The sequence below is a fragment of the Motiliproteus sp. genome, from assembly GCF_965230735.1.
Classification (GTDB): Bacteria; Pseudomonadota; Gammaproteobacteria; order Pseudomonadales; family Balneatricaceae; genus Motiliproteus.
Window position 1 is genome coordinate 428928 of record NZ_OZ246016.1, and the last position, 15342, is coordinate 444269.

At 58.3% G+C, this 15342-nt stretch carries 16 protein-coding genes; 4 read left to right on the forward strand and 12 right to left on the reverse strand.

The genetic code is table 11. From position 1 onward, the window contains the following. Window positions 1-44: 44 nt before the first annotated feature. The 3 genes from ACO05M_RS02055 to ACO05M_RS02065 form a co-directional block, all read right to left on the reverse strand. Window positions 45-1592 carry a hypothetical protein gene (locus ACO05M_RS02055; protein WP_421867094.1) on the reverse strand — a complete coding sequence of 516 codons (1548 nt, stop codon included), beginning with the start codon at window positions 1590-1592 and terminating at the stop codon, window positions 45-47. Window positions 1593-1629: 37 nt separating this feature from the next. After that, the gene (locus ACO05M_RS02060) at window positions 1630-2085 is read right to left on the reverse strand and encodes a hypothetical protein (protein WP_421867096.1); all 456 of its coding nucleotides are present in this window, start codon (window positions 2083-2085) and stop codon (window positions 1630-1632) included. A 630-nt stretch (window positions 2086-2715) separates the two neighbouring features. Next, entirely contained in the window at window positions 2716-3708 is a 993-nt protein-coding gene (locus ACO05M_RS02065; protein WP_421867097.1) for a PstS family phosphate ABC transporter substrate-binding protein, read from the reverse strand. Between the two features lie 186 nt (window positions 3709-3894). Here ACO05M_RS02065 and ACO05M_RS02070 point away from each other — a divergent pair, with 186 nt between their 5' ends. Further along, on the forward strand, window positions 3895-4290 hold the full coding sequence (locus ACO05M_RS02070; protein ID WP_421867099.1) for an acyl-CoA thioesterase: 396 nt from the start codon (window positions 3895-3897) through the stop codon (window positions 4288-4290). Between the two features lie 14 nt (window positions 4291-4304). Here the strand turns inward: ACO05M_RS02070 and ACO05M_RS02075 are convergent, their stop codons facing one another. The 6 genes from ACO05M_RS02075 to ACO05M_RS02100 form a co-directional block, all read right to left on the reverse strand. After that, window positions 4305-5144 carry a divergent polysaccharide deacetylase family protein gene (locus tag ACO05M_RS02075; RefSeq protein ID WP_421867101.1) on the reverse strand — a complete coding sequence of 280 codons (840 nt, stop codon included), beginning with the start codon at window positions 5142-5144 and terminating at the stop codon, window positions 4305-4307. Then, window positions 5144-6442, reverse strand: a complete 1299-nt coding sequence (locus ACO05M_RS02080; protein ID WP_421867103.1) for a S41 family peptidase — start codon at window positions 6440-6442, stop codon at window positions 5144-5146. The genes ACO05M_RS02075 and ACO05M_RS02080 overlap by 1 nt, the downstream gene beginning before the upstream one ends. Window positions 6443-6483: 41 nt before the next feature. Next, a complete protein-coding gene (locus ACO05M_RS02085) occupies window positions 6484-7632 on the reverse strand; it encodes a murein hydrolase activator EnvC family protein (protein WP_421867105.1) in 1149 nt (382 codons plus the stop codon). A 14-nt stretch (window positions 7633-7646) separates the two neighbouring features. Beyond that, window positions 7647-9191 carry a 2,3-bisphosphoglycerate-independent phosphoglycerate mutase gene (gene gpmI / locus ACO05M_RS02090; protein ID WP_421867108.1) on the reverse strand — a complete coding sequence of 515 codons (1545 nt, stop codon included), beginning with the start codon at window positions 9189-9191 and terminating at the stop codon, window positions 7647-7649. Between the two features lie 101 nt (window positions 9192-9292). After that, window positions 9293-10279, reverse strand: coding sequence for a hypothetical protein (locus ACO05M_RS02095; RefSeq protein WP_421867110.1), 987 nt, complete (start codon window positions 10277-10279; stop codon window positions 9293-9295). Further along, a complete protein-coding gene (locus tag ACO05M_RS02100) occupies window positions 10263-10523 on the reverse strand; it encodes a hypothetical protein (protein WP_114696922.1) in 261 nt (86 codons plus the stop codon). The genes ACO05M_RS02095 and ACO05M_RS02100 overlap by 17 nt, the downstream gene beginning before the upstream one ends. Before the next feature lie 247 nt (window positions 10524-10770). Between ACO05M_RS02100 and ACO05M_RS02105 the strand changes: the two genes are divergently transcribed. From ACO05M_RS02105 to secB, 3 genes are read left to right on the forward strand one after another with little or no spacing between them, the layout of a single operon-like run. Then, a complete protein-coding gene (locus ACO05M_RS02105; protein ID WP_421867113.1) occupies window positions 10771-11187 on the forward strand; it encodes a rhodanese-like domain-containing protein in 417 nt (138 codons plus the stop codon). 30 nt (window positions 11188-11217) lie between these two features. Further along, window positions 11218-11475 (forward strand): glutaredoxin 3, encoded by a 258-nt coding sequence (grxC, locus tag ACO05M_RS02110; protein ID WP_421867116.1) that lies wholly within the window; start codon window positions 11218-11220, stop codon window positions 11473-11475. A gap of 38 nt (window positions 11476-11513) precedes the next feature. After that, complete coding sequence (gene secB, locus ACO05M_RS02115; RefSeq protein WP_421867119.1) at window positions 11514-12023, forward strand: protein-export chaperone SecB; 510 nt, start codon at window positions 11514-11516, stop codon at window positions 12021-12023. Window positions 12024-12101: 78 nt separating this feature from the next. Here secB and ACO05M_RS02120 read toward each other — a convergent pair whose 3' ends face one another. Genes ACO05M_RS02120 through glnL form a run of 3 tightly spaced genes read right to left on the reverse strand, consistent with a single transcriptional unit; the run spans window position 12102 to window position 15113 of the window. Next, on the reverse strand, window positions 12102-12563 hold the full coding sequence (locus ACO05M_RS02120) for a tRNA (cytidine(34)-2'-O)-methyltransferase (RefSeq protein WP_421867122.1): 462 nt from the start codon (window positions 12561-12563) through the stop codon (window positions 12102-12104). A 38-nt stretch (window positions 12564-12601) separates the two neighbouring features. Further along, window positions 12602-14029: a nitrogen regulation protein NR(I) gene (gene glnG / locus ACO05M_RS02125; protein ID WP_421867125.1), complete on the reverse strand. Its 1428-nt coding sequence runs from the start codon at window positions 14027-14029 to the stop codon at window positions 12602-12604. Window positions 14030-14045: 16 nt separating this feature from the next. After that, a complete protein-coding gene (glnL, locus tag ACO05M_RS02130) occupies window positions 14046-15113 on the reverse strand; it encodes a nitrogen regulation protein NR(II) (RefSeq protein ID WP_421867128.1) in 1068 nt (355 codons plus the stop codon). Window positions 15114-15342 lie beyond the last annotated feature (229 nt).

Genomic DNA, 15342 nt, shown 5'->3' on the forward strand with positions numbered 1-15342 from the left:
ATTCCTCCTGAATTTGGTTAGGACATCACTCGATAGCAGCCGGGTTAACGCTGCAACCAGCCCAGCGCATTGGCCGCCGACATATAGGCGAACACAAACCGCTGATGCAGTTTCAACCGGTGGATCAAATCAGTGGCCGACAGACTCTGCTGATGCCAGAGCTCGGTGATATGTTCCGCGCCAGGGATCATCAACAACTGCGTGAAATCGGGTTTGAAATTGAGGGTATAGATGGTTTCCGGCTCCAGTTGCTCGGTTAATCGGCCACGGGTAGTCCAGAGCGCCACCTTCCAGATCAGCGCCTGACGCGACTCCTTGAGAGGCTCGGCCAGCTTTCCCTGCGGCTCAATGGCGACCAGATCGGGCCGGCTACGCAGTTGCAACTCACCGATCGAAAACTTACTGAGGCAGTACTGCAGCAACAGTTCCTGATCAAAATCGCCCCAGAAGCAGTCCTGCTCCGGAAGATAGATCAACGGACTCGGCAGGCCGGAAATCTGCACCGGCATCTGATTCAGCCGGGCCTTGTTCACCGCCTTTGGCAGCCAGGTCATGAAGCTGCCTTCGGTATTGAAAAAAGCCCGCCGCCGGCTGTTCGGATTGCGCAGATTCAGATCCGGACTATGACCGCAGCAACGATCAATCATTGCTCTGTCCATCGGATCCTGGACAGGGAGCGTCGGCTCAGCGGCAATGTCTTTGGCGACAGCAGTCGGCAACACCGGTGCGGAGGCAGGCACCGGTGGTTCGGGCAAAGGTTTCGGATCGACTATCGGCAGATCAAGTTCCAGGTAGTTTCCGCCGACAGCCGGTCGTATAAAATCGGTGGGGATCGGATGAGCCTCGGACTTTTGGCTCACAGGTTTAGCCGCCATCGGCGCCGCTTTTTTAGCCACAGCCTTGTTGGCGCTCGGTGCTGTGGTCTTATCCGATCGCGATACCGGTTTGGACTTGGCTTCCGTCACATCAGCCGCGGGCGCCACCCCAACCTCAGCCTCAGCTTGTTGCTGCAGCTGCTGAACCGCATCTTCCGCTGCCCGCCGGCTGGCCTCAAGCCCCTGCTGCAAGCGCACCTTCAACAAAGAGGCCTGCTGACTCTGCTGTTTTTTGGATTGCTGCAGCTGCTGCAGTGCACTCTGGCTGGCCGCGATTCGGCTGCAATAGGCCTGATAAGCTTCACTTCGCCGATCTGCCCCGCCGTGACCGCCACCGGGTGCAGGTTCAAGATCGGGTTGCGCAACGGCCTTCGGCTTTGTCGCCAGCCGGGCCGCCTTCAACAGGGCGTCGACGAACTGATCGCTGGAAAAGGGTTTTTCAAGACGGATATAACCGGGCCATTCCATCGACCGTCGGCTGATCAGCACACCGGGTTGGGAATACTGTTTCAGGTAGCGCTGTTGTAATTGCTCGGGCGATTCGCTCTGATCACCATTGATCACCAACAGGTCTGCCTGTTCCGGCGCTGCCAGCATCATCTCCGACTGCCGTTCGATGCAGAGCTTGATCAACGCCTCGGTGGCGCCATCAAACCCAAGCAGCGAGATACGCTTTAGTGTGTTACCTACAGTGGCGGAAGCGTACAACATTTTCATCGGACATCCTGTCTATATGAATCTCTGGTCGATACGGTTACAACTGCAGACTGAAGCTGCCGTTCATCAGCACCGAGCGCCGGGGCACCAGTTGCTTGAAGCAATCCGGATCAGGACTCTCAAGATAGCGGCTTAATACTTGTTGCTGCTCTCCGCTGAGCAGAGAGCTACCCAGCTGCACTAAACGCTCGAGCAGCAACTGTCCGCGACTTTCCAGCACCCAGCATAAATCAGCCAGGGCAGCGAACAGTTCCTGCCCATCGGCCAACTGAATCGCCAGGAAGATACGACGCACATGCAGCGCCAATGACTTAGGCTGGGCTGCCACCTGACGTCCAAGGTGTTGCAGCAAAAGACGGGGTTGATCGCCACGATAGATCAACGAGTCACAGGCCATAACCTCGAAGGCGGCTTGAACCCGGTTCAAACACTCGGCTTCGGCACTGGTCATTGATGACGAACGATCCAAATCCAATGGCAGGGCGACAGTCACAATTAATCCCTCAGTCTCTGCTCCCGAAAGACGGGGATAACCATCACCCCGTCAATTGACAAAAATCATTAATGACATTTGTCAATTAATCCTTCAATAACAACAATTTATTTGAGGGATTAAACCATATCCCATCTGCATTAATAATTAGAAAATCTAATCAGTCGATTCGAATTTCCTCAACAATACGGCTTTGCCAATACCCCTAGCAGACCGGCAAGAGAATCATTGGCTTCACTGCAAACAGGCACCATTTAACCGTAGGACTCTGCCTAAGCCGGTGTATTTACTTGAATTTCAATAACCCCGGCAGATACAAAAGACGCGCTACGATTAGCGGTGAAGGCGACCGTTAAGATGGCCGGGTTATCGGATAGAACGGATTTTCTGTCGGTCAGGGGCATTTCGTGCTTGTTGATCTAAGTCATTAGATCGTCGATCTGGCCTCGATAGCCCGACAGAGCAATTAAGAATCCCCTGCTGTTGAGGCTTAGCGGAGCACTGATCAAGCGGTCAGGGCGCAAGCCGAACCGCAGCCTCAACCATAAAAAAAGGGAAGCATCCTGCTTCCCTGGGGTTCGTCCCTGAATATCGAGGCACCGTTGCCGATGCCTCAAGCTTGGATTCGACTTACTTGGCAGCCATCGCCATGTCGACGCCGATGCTGGCCAGGGTCTTTTCGACAACCTTGCTCGGCAGCGGAATGTAACCGTCCTTAACAACGATCTCCTGACCGGCTTTGGACATCACCATCTTGATGAATTCGCGATCCAGCGGAGACAGCGGCTTGTTCGGCGCTTTGTTGACGTAAACGTACAGGAAGCGAGACAGCGGGTACTTGCCGCTCACTGCCATATCCGGAGTCGCGGAGATGTAGTTGTCGCCCTTCTTGCTCAGCGGCAGTGCGCGAACAGAAGAGGTCTTGTAGCCGATACCGGAGTAGCCGATGCCGTTCAGCGAGGTAGAAACAGACTGAACAACAGAAGCAGAACCCGGCTGCTCGTTTACGCTGCTCTTGAAGTCGCCCTTACACAGCGCCTTCTTCTTGAAGTAGCCGTAGGTACCGGAGACTGAGTTGCGGCCGTACAGCTGTACGGTCTGCTTACCCAGGTTACCGGTCACGCCCAGGTCACCCCAGGTCTTAACGTCGGCAGCAGCGCCACACTTACGAGTGCTGGAGAATACCGCGTCAACGTCGGCGATGCTCATGCCCTTGATCGGGTTGTCTTTGTGTACGAATACCGCCAGGGCGTCGATAGCAACCGGAATAGCAGTCGGCTTGTAACCGTGCTTCTTCTCGAAAGCTTCCAGCTCCTTATCCTTCATCTTGCGGCTCATCGGGCCCAGGTTAGAAGTGCCTTCGGTCAGCGCGGGCGGCGCAGTGGAAGAACCAGCAGCCTGGATCTGGATGTTGACGTTGGGGTAGTGACGCTTGAAGTCTTCAGCCCACAGAGTCATCAGGTTGGCCAGAGTGTCGGAACCGACGCTGGACAGGTTGCCAGAGACACCGCTGGTCTTGTTGTACATCGGCAGTTTCGGATCAAGCAGGTCAGATGCTTGGGCACCGGCACTGATACCGGTAGCGGCCAGAGTTACAGCGGCCAGCAGTTTTTTAACGCTCATTGATTGCTCCTGAGTAATTCTCATTCGACTAACAGTGTCATTAAGTGACTGCAGGCCACTATAGGGGCGTTTTGTGACACTTATATGAACGTCGAAAAAAATCCTGTGTCGACCAATTGATTACATAACCGCCAGTGGGTGCTATGATCGCAGCGGTTTTTCAGCCCCCAAATCCGAAGAATAATAATGTCCGAACTAGATAATCTGCCCGCCCCCGATGGCGAACTGACCCTGCAATTACCGGCCTCGCAAGAGGGTCGCAATATTTTTGGTGATATCTACGGCGGTTGGCTCTCGGCCCAGATCGTGACAGCGGCGGAGACCCGTGCAGCCCAGGTCGCCAGCGGCCGGGTCTCGACGGTTTCTATCGGTGCGATCGATTTTATGTCCCCGGTTCTGGTCGGCACCCTGCTCAGTTTCCATACTCAGGTGATAGAAACCGGGCACTCCTCGATGCGGATTAAAGTCGAGGTCTGGGGCCGCTGCCATGATGGCAAAGGGTTACGCAAGATCACCGAAGCCGAGACCGTGCAGGTCGCGCTTGATCAACAAGGTCGCATTCGGCGCCTGCCAATCGATTAATCCCTGGGGCGATCTCAGGGGGAGGTAGGGCGACTCACCAGTCGCAACCGCTCCTGCTGCTCCATGATCAGAGCCGAGGCGGTTAACAGCCGGATCCCCTGCTCGTCCAGCAGCGGCAACGCCAGCCTCAGATAGTCCACCGTCACCGGATAAGGGTGTCCGATCACCACCGCACTACCATGGCGACGGGCGATCGCCAGCGCCTTCATAAACTGGCGATGAACAAACTCGGTGGTGCGCTCATGGTCGAGAAAGACATCCCGCTTCAGATTGGGGATTCCATAGCGACGGGCCGTTTCCCAGGCAATGCTCGACGCCGAGGTACGACTGTCGATAAAGAACAGTCCTCGCTCACGCGCCAGCTCCATCACCCACTCCATCTGCGGCTGCAACGTGGTCAACAGACTGCCCATATGGTTGTTCAGCCCTTGCACATGGGGGATCACGTCCAGATCCCCCTGCAACACCTGACGAAATTGCTGTTTCCCCAGATCCGCCGTCAAAGCCCCCGGTCCGAGCGGGCGATCTCGGGTGTTCTGCATCGGTGCATGAAGGATCACATCCTTGCCATCGGCGAAGGCCTTGCGGGCCAGCTTCGGTCCGAATGGACTATGGGGCAGGAACGCATAAGTAACGGGGCCGGGCAACTCGACTGCCGCCCGACCACGGGCATAGTTATCGCCGACATCGTCGATAATAATCACCAGCGCCGGCTGACTCACCGAATCACTGACCTCGGCCGGGTGCGGCTCGGATGTCGATGCTCGGTTTGCCCCACTGGCCGGCGCCACTGTCAACAGCAGCGCCAGCGCAGCCGCGATGCCCGCGGCCAAAGCCCGCAAACCGCGACGCATCAGGAGGCTTTGACCGCCACGATCGACAGCGCTTTCAGCAGATTCAGCGCTTCATTCAGTTGGTAGTCGTTCTCCAGCAGTTTGGCATCGGACTCGCTGCGGCCGTTGTCGCTGCCCTGGGCGGCATCGCTGCCGTTGCCATTGTCCAGATGACCCACCAGATCCGATTCCTTAACCCGTTGTCGGGTATCAAGCCGGGTCAGGGTCGCCTGTTCGACTTCGATATCCGGCACGATACCTTCGGCCTGGATCGAGCGTCCGTTGGGCGTGAAGTAACGGGCGGTGGTCAGTTTCAAGGCCCGCTCGTTGGCCAACGGCAATACCGTCTGCACCGACCCTTTACCGAAACTGGGAGTTCCCATGATGACCGCGCGACCATGATCCTGCAGTGCGCCAGCCACGATTTCCGAAGCCGAGGCCGAACCGCTGTTGATCAATACCACCAGCGGTAGCTCACCACTGGGATTCTGCGGCGTGGCGCTGTAACTCAGATCGCTCTGCTGAATCCGGCCCTTGGTATAAACCACCAGTCCCTCTTCGAGGAACGCGTCACTGACTTCAACCGCCGCCTGCAACACCCCGCCCGGGTTGTTGCGCAGATCCAGAATCAAGCCACGCAACTGTCCCTGCTGCTTCAGTTTCTCGATCGCCTTGACCAGATCTTCACCGGTATGGACTTGGAACTGGGATACCCGCAGATAGCCGAAATTATCATCCAACATCCGCTGCTTGACGCTGGTGACCTTAATCACCGCCCGGGTCAGAGTCAGCACCAGCGGCTGCGGCTGGTTATCGCGCATGATGGTCAACTCGATTTTGGTGCCGGGCTTACCGCGCATCAGGTTGACCGCCTGCATCAGGTCCAACCCCCGAACCGGCTTATTGTCCAGCTTGACGATCCGGTCACCGGGCTGCACTCCGGCCCGCTGAGCCGGTGTGTCATCGATCGGCGCCACCACCCGGATCGCGCCATCTTCCATGCCGACTTCAATCCCGAGGCCGCCGAACTCACCACTGGTATTGACCTGCAGACTGTCGAACGCCCGCGGATCCAGGTAGGCGGAGTGCGGGTCCAGTCCGCTCAACATCCCCTTGATCGCGTTCTCCAACAGCTCCTCATCGGTGACCGGTTCGACGTAGGCCCCCTTGATCCGCTCGAACACCTCGGCAAAGGTGCGCAACTCCTCAAGCGGTAATGGCGGTTTCGGCTCGCTCTGCTCTTCGGCCACTGCCACGCCACAGCCCAGGCCTAAACCCAAAACCAGAATTGCTGTCAGTTGTTTGGCTGTTTTCTTCATACCAGTCCTTTTCAGGGGCAACCCTTCGCCCCGGCTATGGGTCAACGTCGTTTCAACCACAGGATCGGATCGACCGGATTACCCTGATGACGAATCGCAAAATAAAGCCCGGCACTGCCCTGGCCTCCACTATCGCCCACGGTGGCAACCTGCTCACCGCTGGCGATCCAATCTCCGACCTCTCGCACAAGGCTCTGATTATGAGCATAGAGGCTCATATAATCATCGCCATGATCAAGGATCAGCAACAGACCGTAACCTCGCAGCCAGTCGGAGAATACCACCCGGCCATGGTGAATCGCCTTGACCGAATCGCCGGTCCGCGCACCGACCAGAATACCGTCGCGACGAACGCCCTGGGAATTTCGGCTACCGTAGGCCCGAAGCACCCTTTTCCGATTAGTCGGCCAGGGCAGCTTGCCCTTGAGCTTAGCAAAAGCCTGGGTCGACACCTTTAATTCATTGAGTGCCAGGGTTTGCTGGAGTTCCTTCAGCACCTGTTTCAATCGCTGCTGATCGGTTTTCAAACGTTTCAGCGATTGGGTCTGGCCGCTGATCTTTTTTGTTAACGAAGTCAGGGCCTGCTGGCGTGCCTGGCGACTCTGGGTCAGCTTGTTGGAACTGGCGGCCAACTGTTTCTGCTCCGCCTGCAACGCCTGCTGACGCTTGCCCAGCTGCTGCTCCACCCGGGTCAGCTCATTCAATGTCTGATCCAGCTGGTTCACAGCTTCGGTGCGATGTTCGGAATAGTACTGGTGATAACGCAGCAAGCGGGTGATCCGTTCGGGTTGCTGCTGATTTAATAGCAACCGCAGACGATCCTGCCGACCGGTGCGGTAGGCCGCTGCGATCTCATCGGACAGGGCTTGGAGTTGCTGATCGCGCTCGGATTGGAGCTGCTGCTGTTGGCGCTGGAGCTCACCCAGCTGCTGCTTATGCTGCTCGATCTGGTGCCGGTTCTGCTTCACCAGACGGCTCAACCGCCCGCCCTCTTTTTCTGCTTTGCGCAGCGCGTCGTTCAACTGTTGCTGCTCACCCTTGGCGGAACGCAGGCGCTTCTCCAACGCCCGGATATCGGCCTGCAGCTTATTGATCTGCTGCTGGGTCTGCTGCTTGTCCGCCGCCGGCAGCAACGGTTGCCACAATAGCAGCAGCGTGGCGGCCAGCGCCGCCACAACACGGGGGTTCAATACCGGCGCTCGGCTCACTCGGCCAGCAACGAACGGCCGCTCATCTCGGCCGGAACCGGCAGATCCATCAGCGCCAGCAGGGTCGGCGCCAGATCGGCCAGGCAGCCGTCCTCCAGTTTGATCGGCTGCGGACCGTTATAGACCAGGCCCACCGGCCACAGCGTATGGGCGGTATGGGCCTGACCGGTACTCGGATCGGCCATCAGCTCGACGTTACCGTGATCGGCACTGATCAGCGCCTGTCCGCCGATCGTATCCAACGCCGTCAGCACCTGGCCCAGGCACTGATCCACCGCCTCGACCGCTTTCACCGCGGCATCGAAATCACCGGTATGGCCGACCATATCCGGATTGGCGAAGTTACAGACCACCAGGTCAAACTGGCCCGATTCGATTGCGCCAACCAGTTTTTCGGTGACTTCCGGGGCGCTCATCTCCGGTTTCAGATCGTAAGTCGCCACGTCCGGCGACGGCACCAGAATCCGCTCTTCGCCCTCGTAGGGCTGCTCGCGACCACCGTTGAAGAAGAAGGTCACGTGGGCATATTTTTCGGTCTCGGCGATCCGCAGCTGGGTTTTGCCCAACTGCGCCATGTGCTCGCCCAGGCCGTTGCTGATGCTCTCCGGCGGGAACGCGCAGGGCGCATCGATGTCGGCGGCGTACTCGGTCAGCATCACATAGTCGGCCAGCGCCGGGTGAGCGCCACGCTCAAAACCGTCAAAATCGGCTTCGACAAAGGCGCGGGTAATCTCGCGCGCCCGATCGGGGCGGAAGTTAGCGCAGATCACCGCGTCACCGTCAGCAATCACGCCCTGGGGCTGGCCGTCGGCATCGGTAATCAACGTCGCCTGGACAAACTCGTCGTTCTCGTCACGGGCATAGGCATCCAGCAGCGCCTGGACCGGATCGCTGTTAGTGAACGGTGCCTGCCCCTGGGTCATGGCGTCGTAGGCGGTTTGTACCCGCTCCCAACGGTTGTCTCGATCCATGGCGTAGTAACGACCGGTCAGCGAGGCGATCGCGCCGACACCCAGCGATTCCAGCTTGGCCTGCATCGCTTCGATTGACGGCTGGGCACTGCGCGGCGGCATATCGCGGCCATCCAGGAAACCGTGAACAAAGATCTGCTTGGCGCCACGCTTGGCCGCCATCTCGCACAGCGCCTGCAGGTGCTGCTCGTGGGAGTGGACCCCGCCCGGTGACAGCAAACCCAACACATGCACCGCTCGGCCGGCGGCAATCGCCTTGTCCATTGCCTGCACCAGCGCCGCGTTATCAAACAGCGTGCCGTCGTCGATCGCCTTGGTGATCCGGGTGAAGTTCTGGTACACGATCCGACCGGCACCGATATTCATATGGCCCACTTCGGAGTTGCCCATCTGACCCTCCGGCAAGCCAACCGCCATCCCGGAAGTCGCCACCATCGAACGTGGATTCTCAGCCCAGATCCGGTCCCAGGTCGGGGTATTGGCGGCAAAAATCGCATTATTTTCGGGATTGTCGCTGACACCCCAACCATCAAGGATGATCAGAGCAGTGGCGGCTTTTGGCTGAGTCATGGCGGGATAATTCCTGCGAGGCTGAAAATGGCGGGTAATTTTACTCTGCGCAGACGCTGAGCACCAGACAACCCACGCAAGGGCTACTGACCAAAACCGGATCAGCGCAGCGCCAACTGTTCCAGGCAACGGCGGTAACCGGGGCTGTCTCGAAGCTCGCTTAGATGGGAGTGTTCAAAGTAGCTCAACATGCACTGATCATCGGCCAGGGATACCCGAGCCACACAGTCATAGCCGGCCTGATCGGCACACTGACCAAAGCGGTCGATCCGATCATTGCCGGTAGCGGGCCGCAACGCTATTTGAGTCGCGGCCCGGTTGCGCAGCAACCCCCGCGCCGGCACCGGAACCCGGGTCAGCAACTGCTGCATATGGGGTTCGGCGACATAGCTGTCAAACAACGTTCGATCGACCAATTGCAGAATCTGAAAATAGAGCAACGCCTGCTGGTGATCGCCGTGACGCTCGAACAGGGCACCGAGCAGGTAATAACAGATCGAGATCCCCTCATCGACACAGCGCTTCAGTTTGGTCTCGGCCTCGCCCAAACTGCGCCGCTGGCGCGACCAATTGACGAAGTGATCCACATACAGGGTTCCCAGCGCATCGGGATGCCCCTGACGAGCGGCCTCCAGCAACATTCGGTCCGGACTGGGCAACGCCGGTGTGGCGCCAAGCTGGGATTGAAGATAGAGCCCGTACGCCTGATCTCGCATCGCGGCTTGCTGCAGATGCTGACGGATCGACGGGGTCAGTTCCAGGCAGCGCTGCCAGCAATAATCGATCGCACCCAGATGCCCCATCTCGGCCGCCTGCTGGATCAATTGATGGCCATAGTCCGGGTTCCGCTCTACCCCGTAAACGCCCCCTTCGAGGAGCCAGCCGAGCAGGAACAGGCCATCGGCGCTATGCATCCCCTTCAAATGCATCGCCCAATCCGACACCTGCCCCTGCTGCAGCTGAACAACCAGTGATTGCAGACGAGAATCCTCCGTCTGCGAAGCCGCGCTCGCCGGACCGACCCCGGCAACGATCAGCAATAGCCCCAGCCAGAGCGCAGCGAGCCGCCGCTTAACCGACCTGCTCATCCCACTGAATCTCGCCGATCTCGACCCGAACCCAGTCAAAGCCGATCTTGCGCGCAACCGATACCGCACCATCCAAGCTCTTGAACTCACGCTCACGCTGCCCCCGCTGCAGCATCAGGGTCTCTTCGCGATTGTCCTTGGTCCGAAATTTCAGTGTCCAGCCCTTGGCCATCGACACCGGAACCGCTCGGCACAGCTCGAAAAAACCGGCATTGTAGAGCAGCTTTAATTCGCGTTCTTGCATAGTTATAAGTTGTTATGTAGTGATCATTTCAGTGTTTAGTGAATATAAATCTATTTTAGAAACATCACAAATGAATTTTGATCATCATTATTTAACAAAACATTAACAATAAATAAAAAAGATCATTCAAAAATCTCCTAAAGGCGCTCATAACTCAACCACAACATAGCCGCCATAGCATGGTTTCAGCCGCAGCATCCGGGTATACTTGTGCGCTTTGTTTTTATAGCTTTGGAACCCTGTACCCATGGATCAAATGATCGAATTCGCCACCAATCACTGGGAACTGTTCGCGGCCCTGATTGCCACCCTTGGTCTGCTGCTGTTTACCGAATCGCGCAAAGGTGGCACCGCGCTGTCGACCCATGCGGCGGTTAAGCTGATCAACAAAGAAGACGCTGCCGTCGTTGATATCCGAGCCAAGAAAGACTTCAAGTCCGGTCATATCACCGACTCGGTCAACATCCCGCTGGCAGACTTGCAACGCCGCGTCGGCGAACTGGAGAAATTCCGTAACAAGCCGATCATCATCGTCTGCAACCTGGGCCAAACCGCCTCCGCGGCGGTCAAGCTGCTCAACAACGAGAAGTTTGAGAACGTCACTCGCCTGTCCGGTGGTATTACCGAATGGAAAGGCCAGAACCTGCCCGTTGTTAAAAAATAACGCGCACAAGTGACCGGCGAGAAAGCAACCATGCCCAACATCACCGTCTACAGCACCGCCTATTGCCCCTACTGCATCCGAGCCAAAATGCTGCTGGAGCAGAAGGGCGCCGAATTCGATGAGATCCGAGTGGACCAACAGCCGAAAAAGCGTGTCGAGATGATGGCACGCAGCAACGGCGGGCGGACGGTACCGCAGATCTTTATCGGCGATACCCATGTCGGCGGCTGCGACGAACTGTTTGCACTGGAGCGTCAGGGGCGGCTTGATCCGCTACTGAACGCCTAAACCAACCTAAGAATTACGAACAAGCCGAAGGAACAACCATGTCCGAAGAGAACACCACCCCGGAGAACGGCCAGGCCGAACAAGCCGCCCAACCGACCTTCAACATCCAGCGCATCTACCTCAAAGATGCCTCTTTCGAGACCCCGGGAGCGCCCCAGGTATTCACCCAACAGTGGCAGCCCAAAGTAGATCTGCAGCTGAACACCCGTACCCGCGCCCTGAACGAGGAGCTGTACGAAGTAGTCCTGACCGTCACCGTCACCGTCAAGTGCGACGATGACAACGCCTTCCTGGTCGAGATCCAGCAGGCCGGTCTGTTCGGCATCAGCGGCCTGGAAGAAGCCCAACTGCAGCACACCCTGGGCGCCTACTGCCCGACCATCCTGTTCCCGTACGCCCGTGAGACCATCGACTCCCTGGTCAACAAGGGCAGCTTCCCGGCCCTGATGCTGGCGCCGGTCAACTTCGAAGCGCTGTTTGCCCAGCAGGTACAGCAGCACGCCGAAGCTGCGGCTCAGGCAGAAGCCCAGAGCGCCGAAACTCACTAAGGCTTCTCACGCTAAAAAAAACCGTCGCGGGTCACCCCACGACGGTTTTTTTATGTCCGGAAACGATCGATTCAGACCTCAGCTGCCGCCTTCAAACCCCAGCTGACGCCAAGCCTCGTAAACCATCACCGCGACGGTGTTGGACAGATTCAGGCTGCGACTATCGGGCTGCATCGGCAAGCGCAGCCGCTGCTCCGGCGGCAATGCATTGCGCACCTCCTCGGGCAACCCCCGGGTTTCCGGACCGAACAGCAGCACATCGCCAGCTTCAAATCTGGCATCGGCATAGCTGCGCGAACCTTTGGTCGTCAGCGCGTAGACCTTGCCGTCAAACTGGCTCAGACAGCTGTCCAGATCGGGATAGCGCTTAACCTCGGCCAGCTCGTGATAATCCAGCCCGGCGCGACGCACCTTCTTGATATCCAGATCAAAGCCCAACGGCTCGATCAGATGCAGCTTGAAGCCGGTGTTGGCGCACAGACGGATGATATTGCCGGTATTGGGGGGAATTTCCGGCTGGTACAGAACAATATTTAGCATGGCCGGGATTATACCCGGCTCAGATCAGAAAGCCCGCGCTAGACGGCCTCGTCCGAATCACCATCGTCATCCATCCCCAGCTCTTTGATCTTGCGGGTCAAAGTATTGCGCCCCCAGCCCAGCAGCAACGAGGCATCGCGACGGCGACCGCCGGTATGCTTGAGGGCGGTTTCGATCATGATCCGTTCGAAGGTCGGCACCGCCTCACCGAGCAGGTCTTTGTGGCCCTGGGCCAGCGCCTGTTCGGCCCATAGCCGCAGCCCCTGCTCCCAACTACCGACCAGCTGCTGGCTCGGCTCCTCGCTGAGCAGCTCCGGCGGCAGGTCGGCCACCAGCACTTCCCGGCCCGAGGCCATCACGGTGATCCAGCGACAGGCATTTTCGAGCTGACGCACGTTGCCGGGCCAGCTGATAGTGCACAGGAAACGCTCGGCTTCTTCGGTCAGCACCTTCGGCTCCACCGCCAGCTCTTCGGCCGCCTTGGCCAGGAAGAACTGCGCCAGTCGCGGGATATCTTCGCGTCGATCACTGAGTTTGGGGATATGGATACGGATGACATTGAGACGATGGAACAGGTCTTCCCGGAAGCGCCCATCCTTGACCAGGGATTCCAGATCCTGGTGGGTCGCAGCAATGATTCGGACATCGACCTTGACCGGGGTATGGCCGCCAACTCGGTAGAACTCACCATCGGCCAGCACCCGCAGCAGGCGGGTCTGGGCTTCGGACGGCATATCGCCGATCTCATCCAGAAACAGGGTGCCGCCGTCGGCTTGCTCGAAGCGCCCCTTGCGCTGGTTGCCGGCGCCGGTGAAGGCACCCTTCTCGTGACCAAACAGCTCGGACTCGATCAGATCCCGCGGAATCGCCGCCATATTGAGCGGAATAAAGGGTTGCTGGTTACGGGGGCTGTGCTTGTGCAGTGCGTGGGCCACCAACTCTTTACCGGTACCCGATTCGCCGTTGATCAGCACGGTGATGTTGGATTGAGACAGCCGCCCGATGGCCCGGAATACCTCCTGCATCGCCGGCGCTTCGCCGATGATTTCAGTGGCGGCTTCGACCGCTTCCTCTTCGGCACTGGCACGCTGCTCCTGGGCGTGGATCACGGCCCGCTTGACCAGCGCCACCGCATCGTCGACATCGAAGGGTTTGGGCAGGTACTCGAATGCTCCGCCCTGATAGGAGGCCACCGCGCTGTCCAGGTCCGAATGGGCCGTCATGATGATTACCGGCAGATCCGGATGGGCCTGCTGGATCGTCTCCAGCAACTCCAGGCCGTTTATTCCCGGCATCCGGATGTCACTGATCAGCGCATCGGGCTGCTCGCTATTAAGCGCCTGCAGCGCCTCATCGCCGGATTCGAACACCCGGCTCTGCAGCCCGTCCTGCTCCAGTGCTTTTTCAAGTACCCAGCGGATCGAACGGTCATCATCGACGATCCAGACATTGGCGACGGATGTCATCGGCGGTACTCCTTTGTTACGCCCGCTCGTTATCGAGCGGGAAATAAATAATAAAATCGGTATGGCCCGGCTGACTCTGACACTCGATCAGCCCCTGATGCTGATGGATGATCGACTGGGCGATCGACAGCCCCAGGCCGGTGCCTTCGGCACGACCGCTGATCATCGGGAAGAACAGTGTCTCTTTGAGCTTGTCCGGCACCCCGGGGCCGTTGTCGCTGATCACCAGCTGACACACCAACCGGTGGCGCTCATTGCCCAGGGTGAACTGGCGGATCGCCCGGGTCCGCAGCACAATCCGCGGCGACTCGGTATTCGATTCCAACAGTGCCTGCACACTGTTACGCACCACATTGAGCACCGCCTGGATCAGCTGTTCCTCGTCGGCCTCCAGGTTCGGAATACTGGGATCGTAATCGCGCAGCAGCTCGACGCTGCCGTCGGTTTCGGCCGTGACCAGATTGAAAATCCGTTCCAGAATCTGGTGAATATTGAGCGATTGTTTATCGAGCAGGTTACGCGGCCCCAGCATCCGGTCGACCAGGTTCTGCAGCCGGTCGGCCTCGCTGATGATCACCTGGGTGTAATCCTCCAGGCTTCGGTCCGGCAACGCCCGCTCCAGCAGTTGAGCGGCGCCACGGATACCGCCCAGCGGATTCTTGATCTCGTGCGCCAGGCCACGGATCAACCCCCGGGTCGCCTCCTGCTGCGCCCGGGACTCCTCTTCGCGACCGATGCGCACCAACCGATCCCGCGGCAGGATCTCGACCAACAGCGAGCCGTTATGCTCGCCGACCAGCGGGGTAACGCTGTAATCCGCCGCAATCTCCCGGCCATGGAACAGCAGCAGATGCGCCTCGCGACGGGTAAAGGAATGGCCGCTCTCGTAGACATCACTGAGCACGTCGTAGAACTCGGAGTGGTCGCGAATCAGGGTCACGACACTTTCCCCCAGCACCCGCCTGGCACTGACATCAAACAGCATCTCACCGGCCGGATTGAGGTATTGCAGGCAGCGATCACGGTCGAGCATCAACACCGCACCCGAGAGGTTATCCAATAGCTGCTTATACAGATTCTGCACAGATCACTCCGATTTCGATTGCCTGCTCGACGGACCATGCCGACGACCCAGGCGGTTATTACTGATAGTTATTGCAAGAACCAAACCAGCTTGTGAATCCTGCCTATCTTTCTCGATCGCCCGTTATTCGGGGCTTTCTAACCCGATTCCTAACGACAGTTTAGAGCCCTAAGCAAAGCAGCGCACCAATTTGGTGCGAATAGTTTTTTACCCCCCTGAGCGCACCATC

Bases quoted from the DNA above. Each gene is read 5' to 3' on its own strand.
- ACO05M_RS02055 (WP_421867094.1), bottom strand. From the start codon at position 1,592: ATGAAAATGTTGTACGCTTCCGCCACTGTAGGTAACACACTAAAGCGT.
- ACO05M_RS02065 (WP_421867097.1), bottom strand. From the start codon at position 3,708: ATGAGCGTTAAAAAACTGCTGGCCGCTGTAACTCTGGCCGCTACCGGT.
- ACO05M_RS02070 (WP_421867099.1), top strand. From the start codon at position 3,895: ATGTCCGAACTAGATAATCTGCCCGCCCCCGATGGCGAACTGACCCTG.
- ACO05M_RS02075 (WP_421867101.1), bottom strand. From the start codon at position 5,144: ATGCGTCGCGGTTTGCGGGCTTTGGCCGCGGGCATCGCGGCTGCGCTG.
- ACO05M_RS02080 (WP_421867103.1), bottom strand. From the start codon at position 6,442: ATGAAGAAAACAGCCAAACAACTGACAGCAATTCTGGTTTTGGGTTTA.
- gpmI (WP_421867108.1), bottom strand. From the start codon at position 9,191: ATGACTCAGCCAAAAGCCGCCACTGCTCTGATCATCCTTGATGGTTGG.
- ACO05M_RS02095 (WP_421867110.1), bottom strand. From the start codon at position 10,279: ATGAGCAGGTCGGTTAAGCGGCGGCTCGCTGCGCTCTGGCTGGGGCTA.
- ACO05M_RS02100 (WP_114696922.1), bottom strand. From the start codon at position 10,523: ATGCAAGAACGCGAATTAAAGCTGCTCTACAATGCCGGTTTTTTCGAG.
- ACO05M_RS02105 (WP_421867113.1), top strand. From the start codon at position 10,771: ATGGATCAAATGATCGAATTCGCCACCAATCACTGGGAACTGTTCGCG.
- grxC (WP_421867116.1), top strand. From the start codon at position 11,218: ATGCCCAACATCACCGTCTACAGCACCGCCTATTGCCCCTACTGCATC.
- secB (WP_421867119.1), top strand. From the start codon at position 11,514: ATGTCCGAAGAGAACACCACCCCGGAGAACGGCCAGGCCGAACAAGCC.
- ACO05M_RS02120 (WP_421867122.1), bottom strand. From the start codon at position 12,563: ATGCTAAATATTGTTCTGTACCAGCCGGAAATTCCCCCCAATACCGGC.
- glnG (WP_421867125.1), bottom strand. From the start codon at position 14,029: ATGACATCCGTCGCCAATGTCTGGATCGTCGATGATGACCGTTCGATC.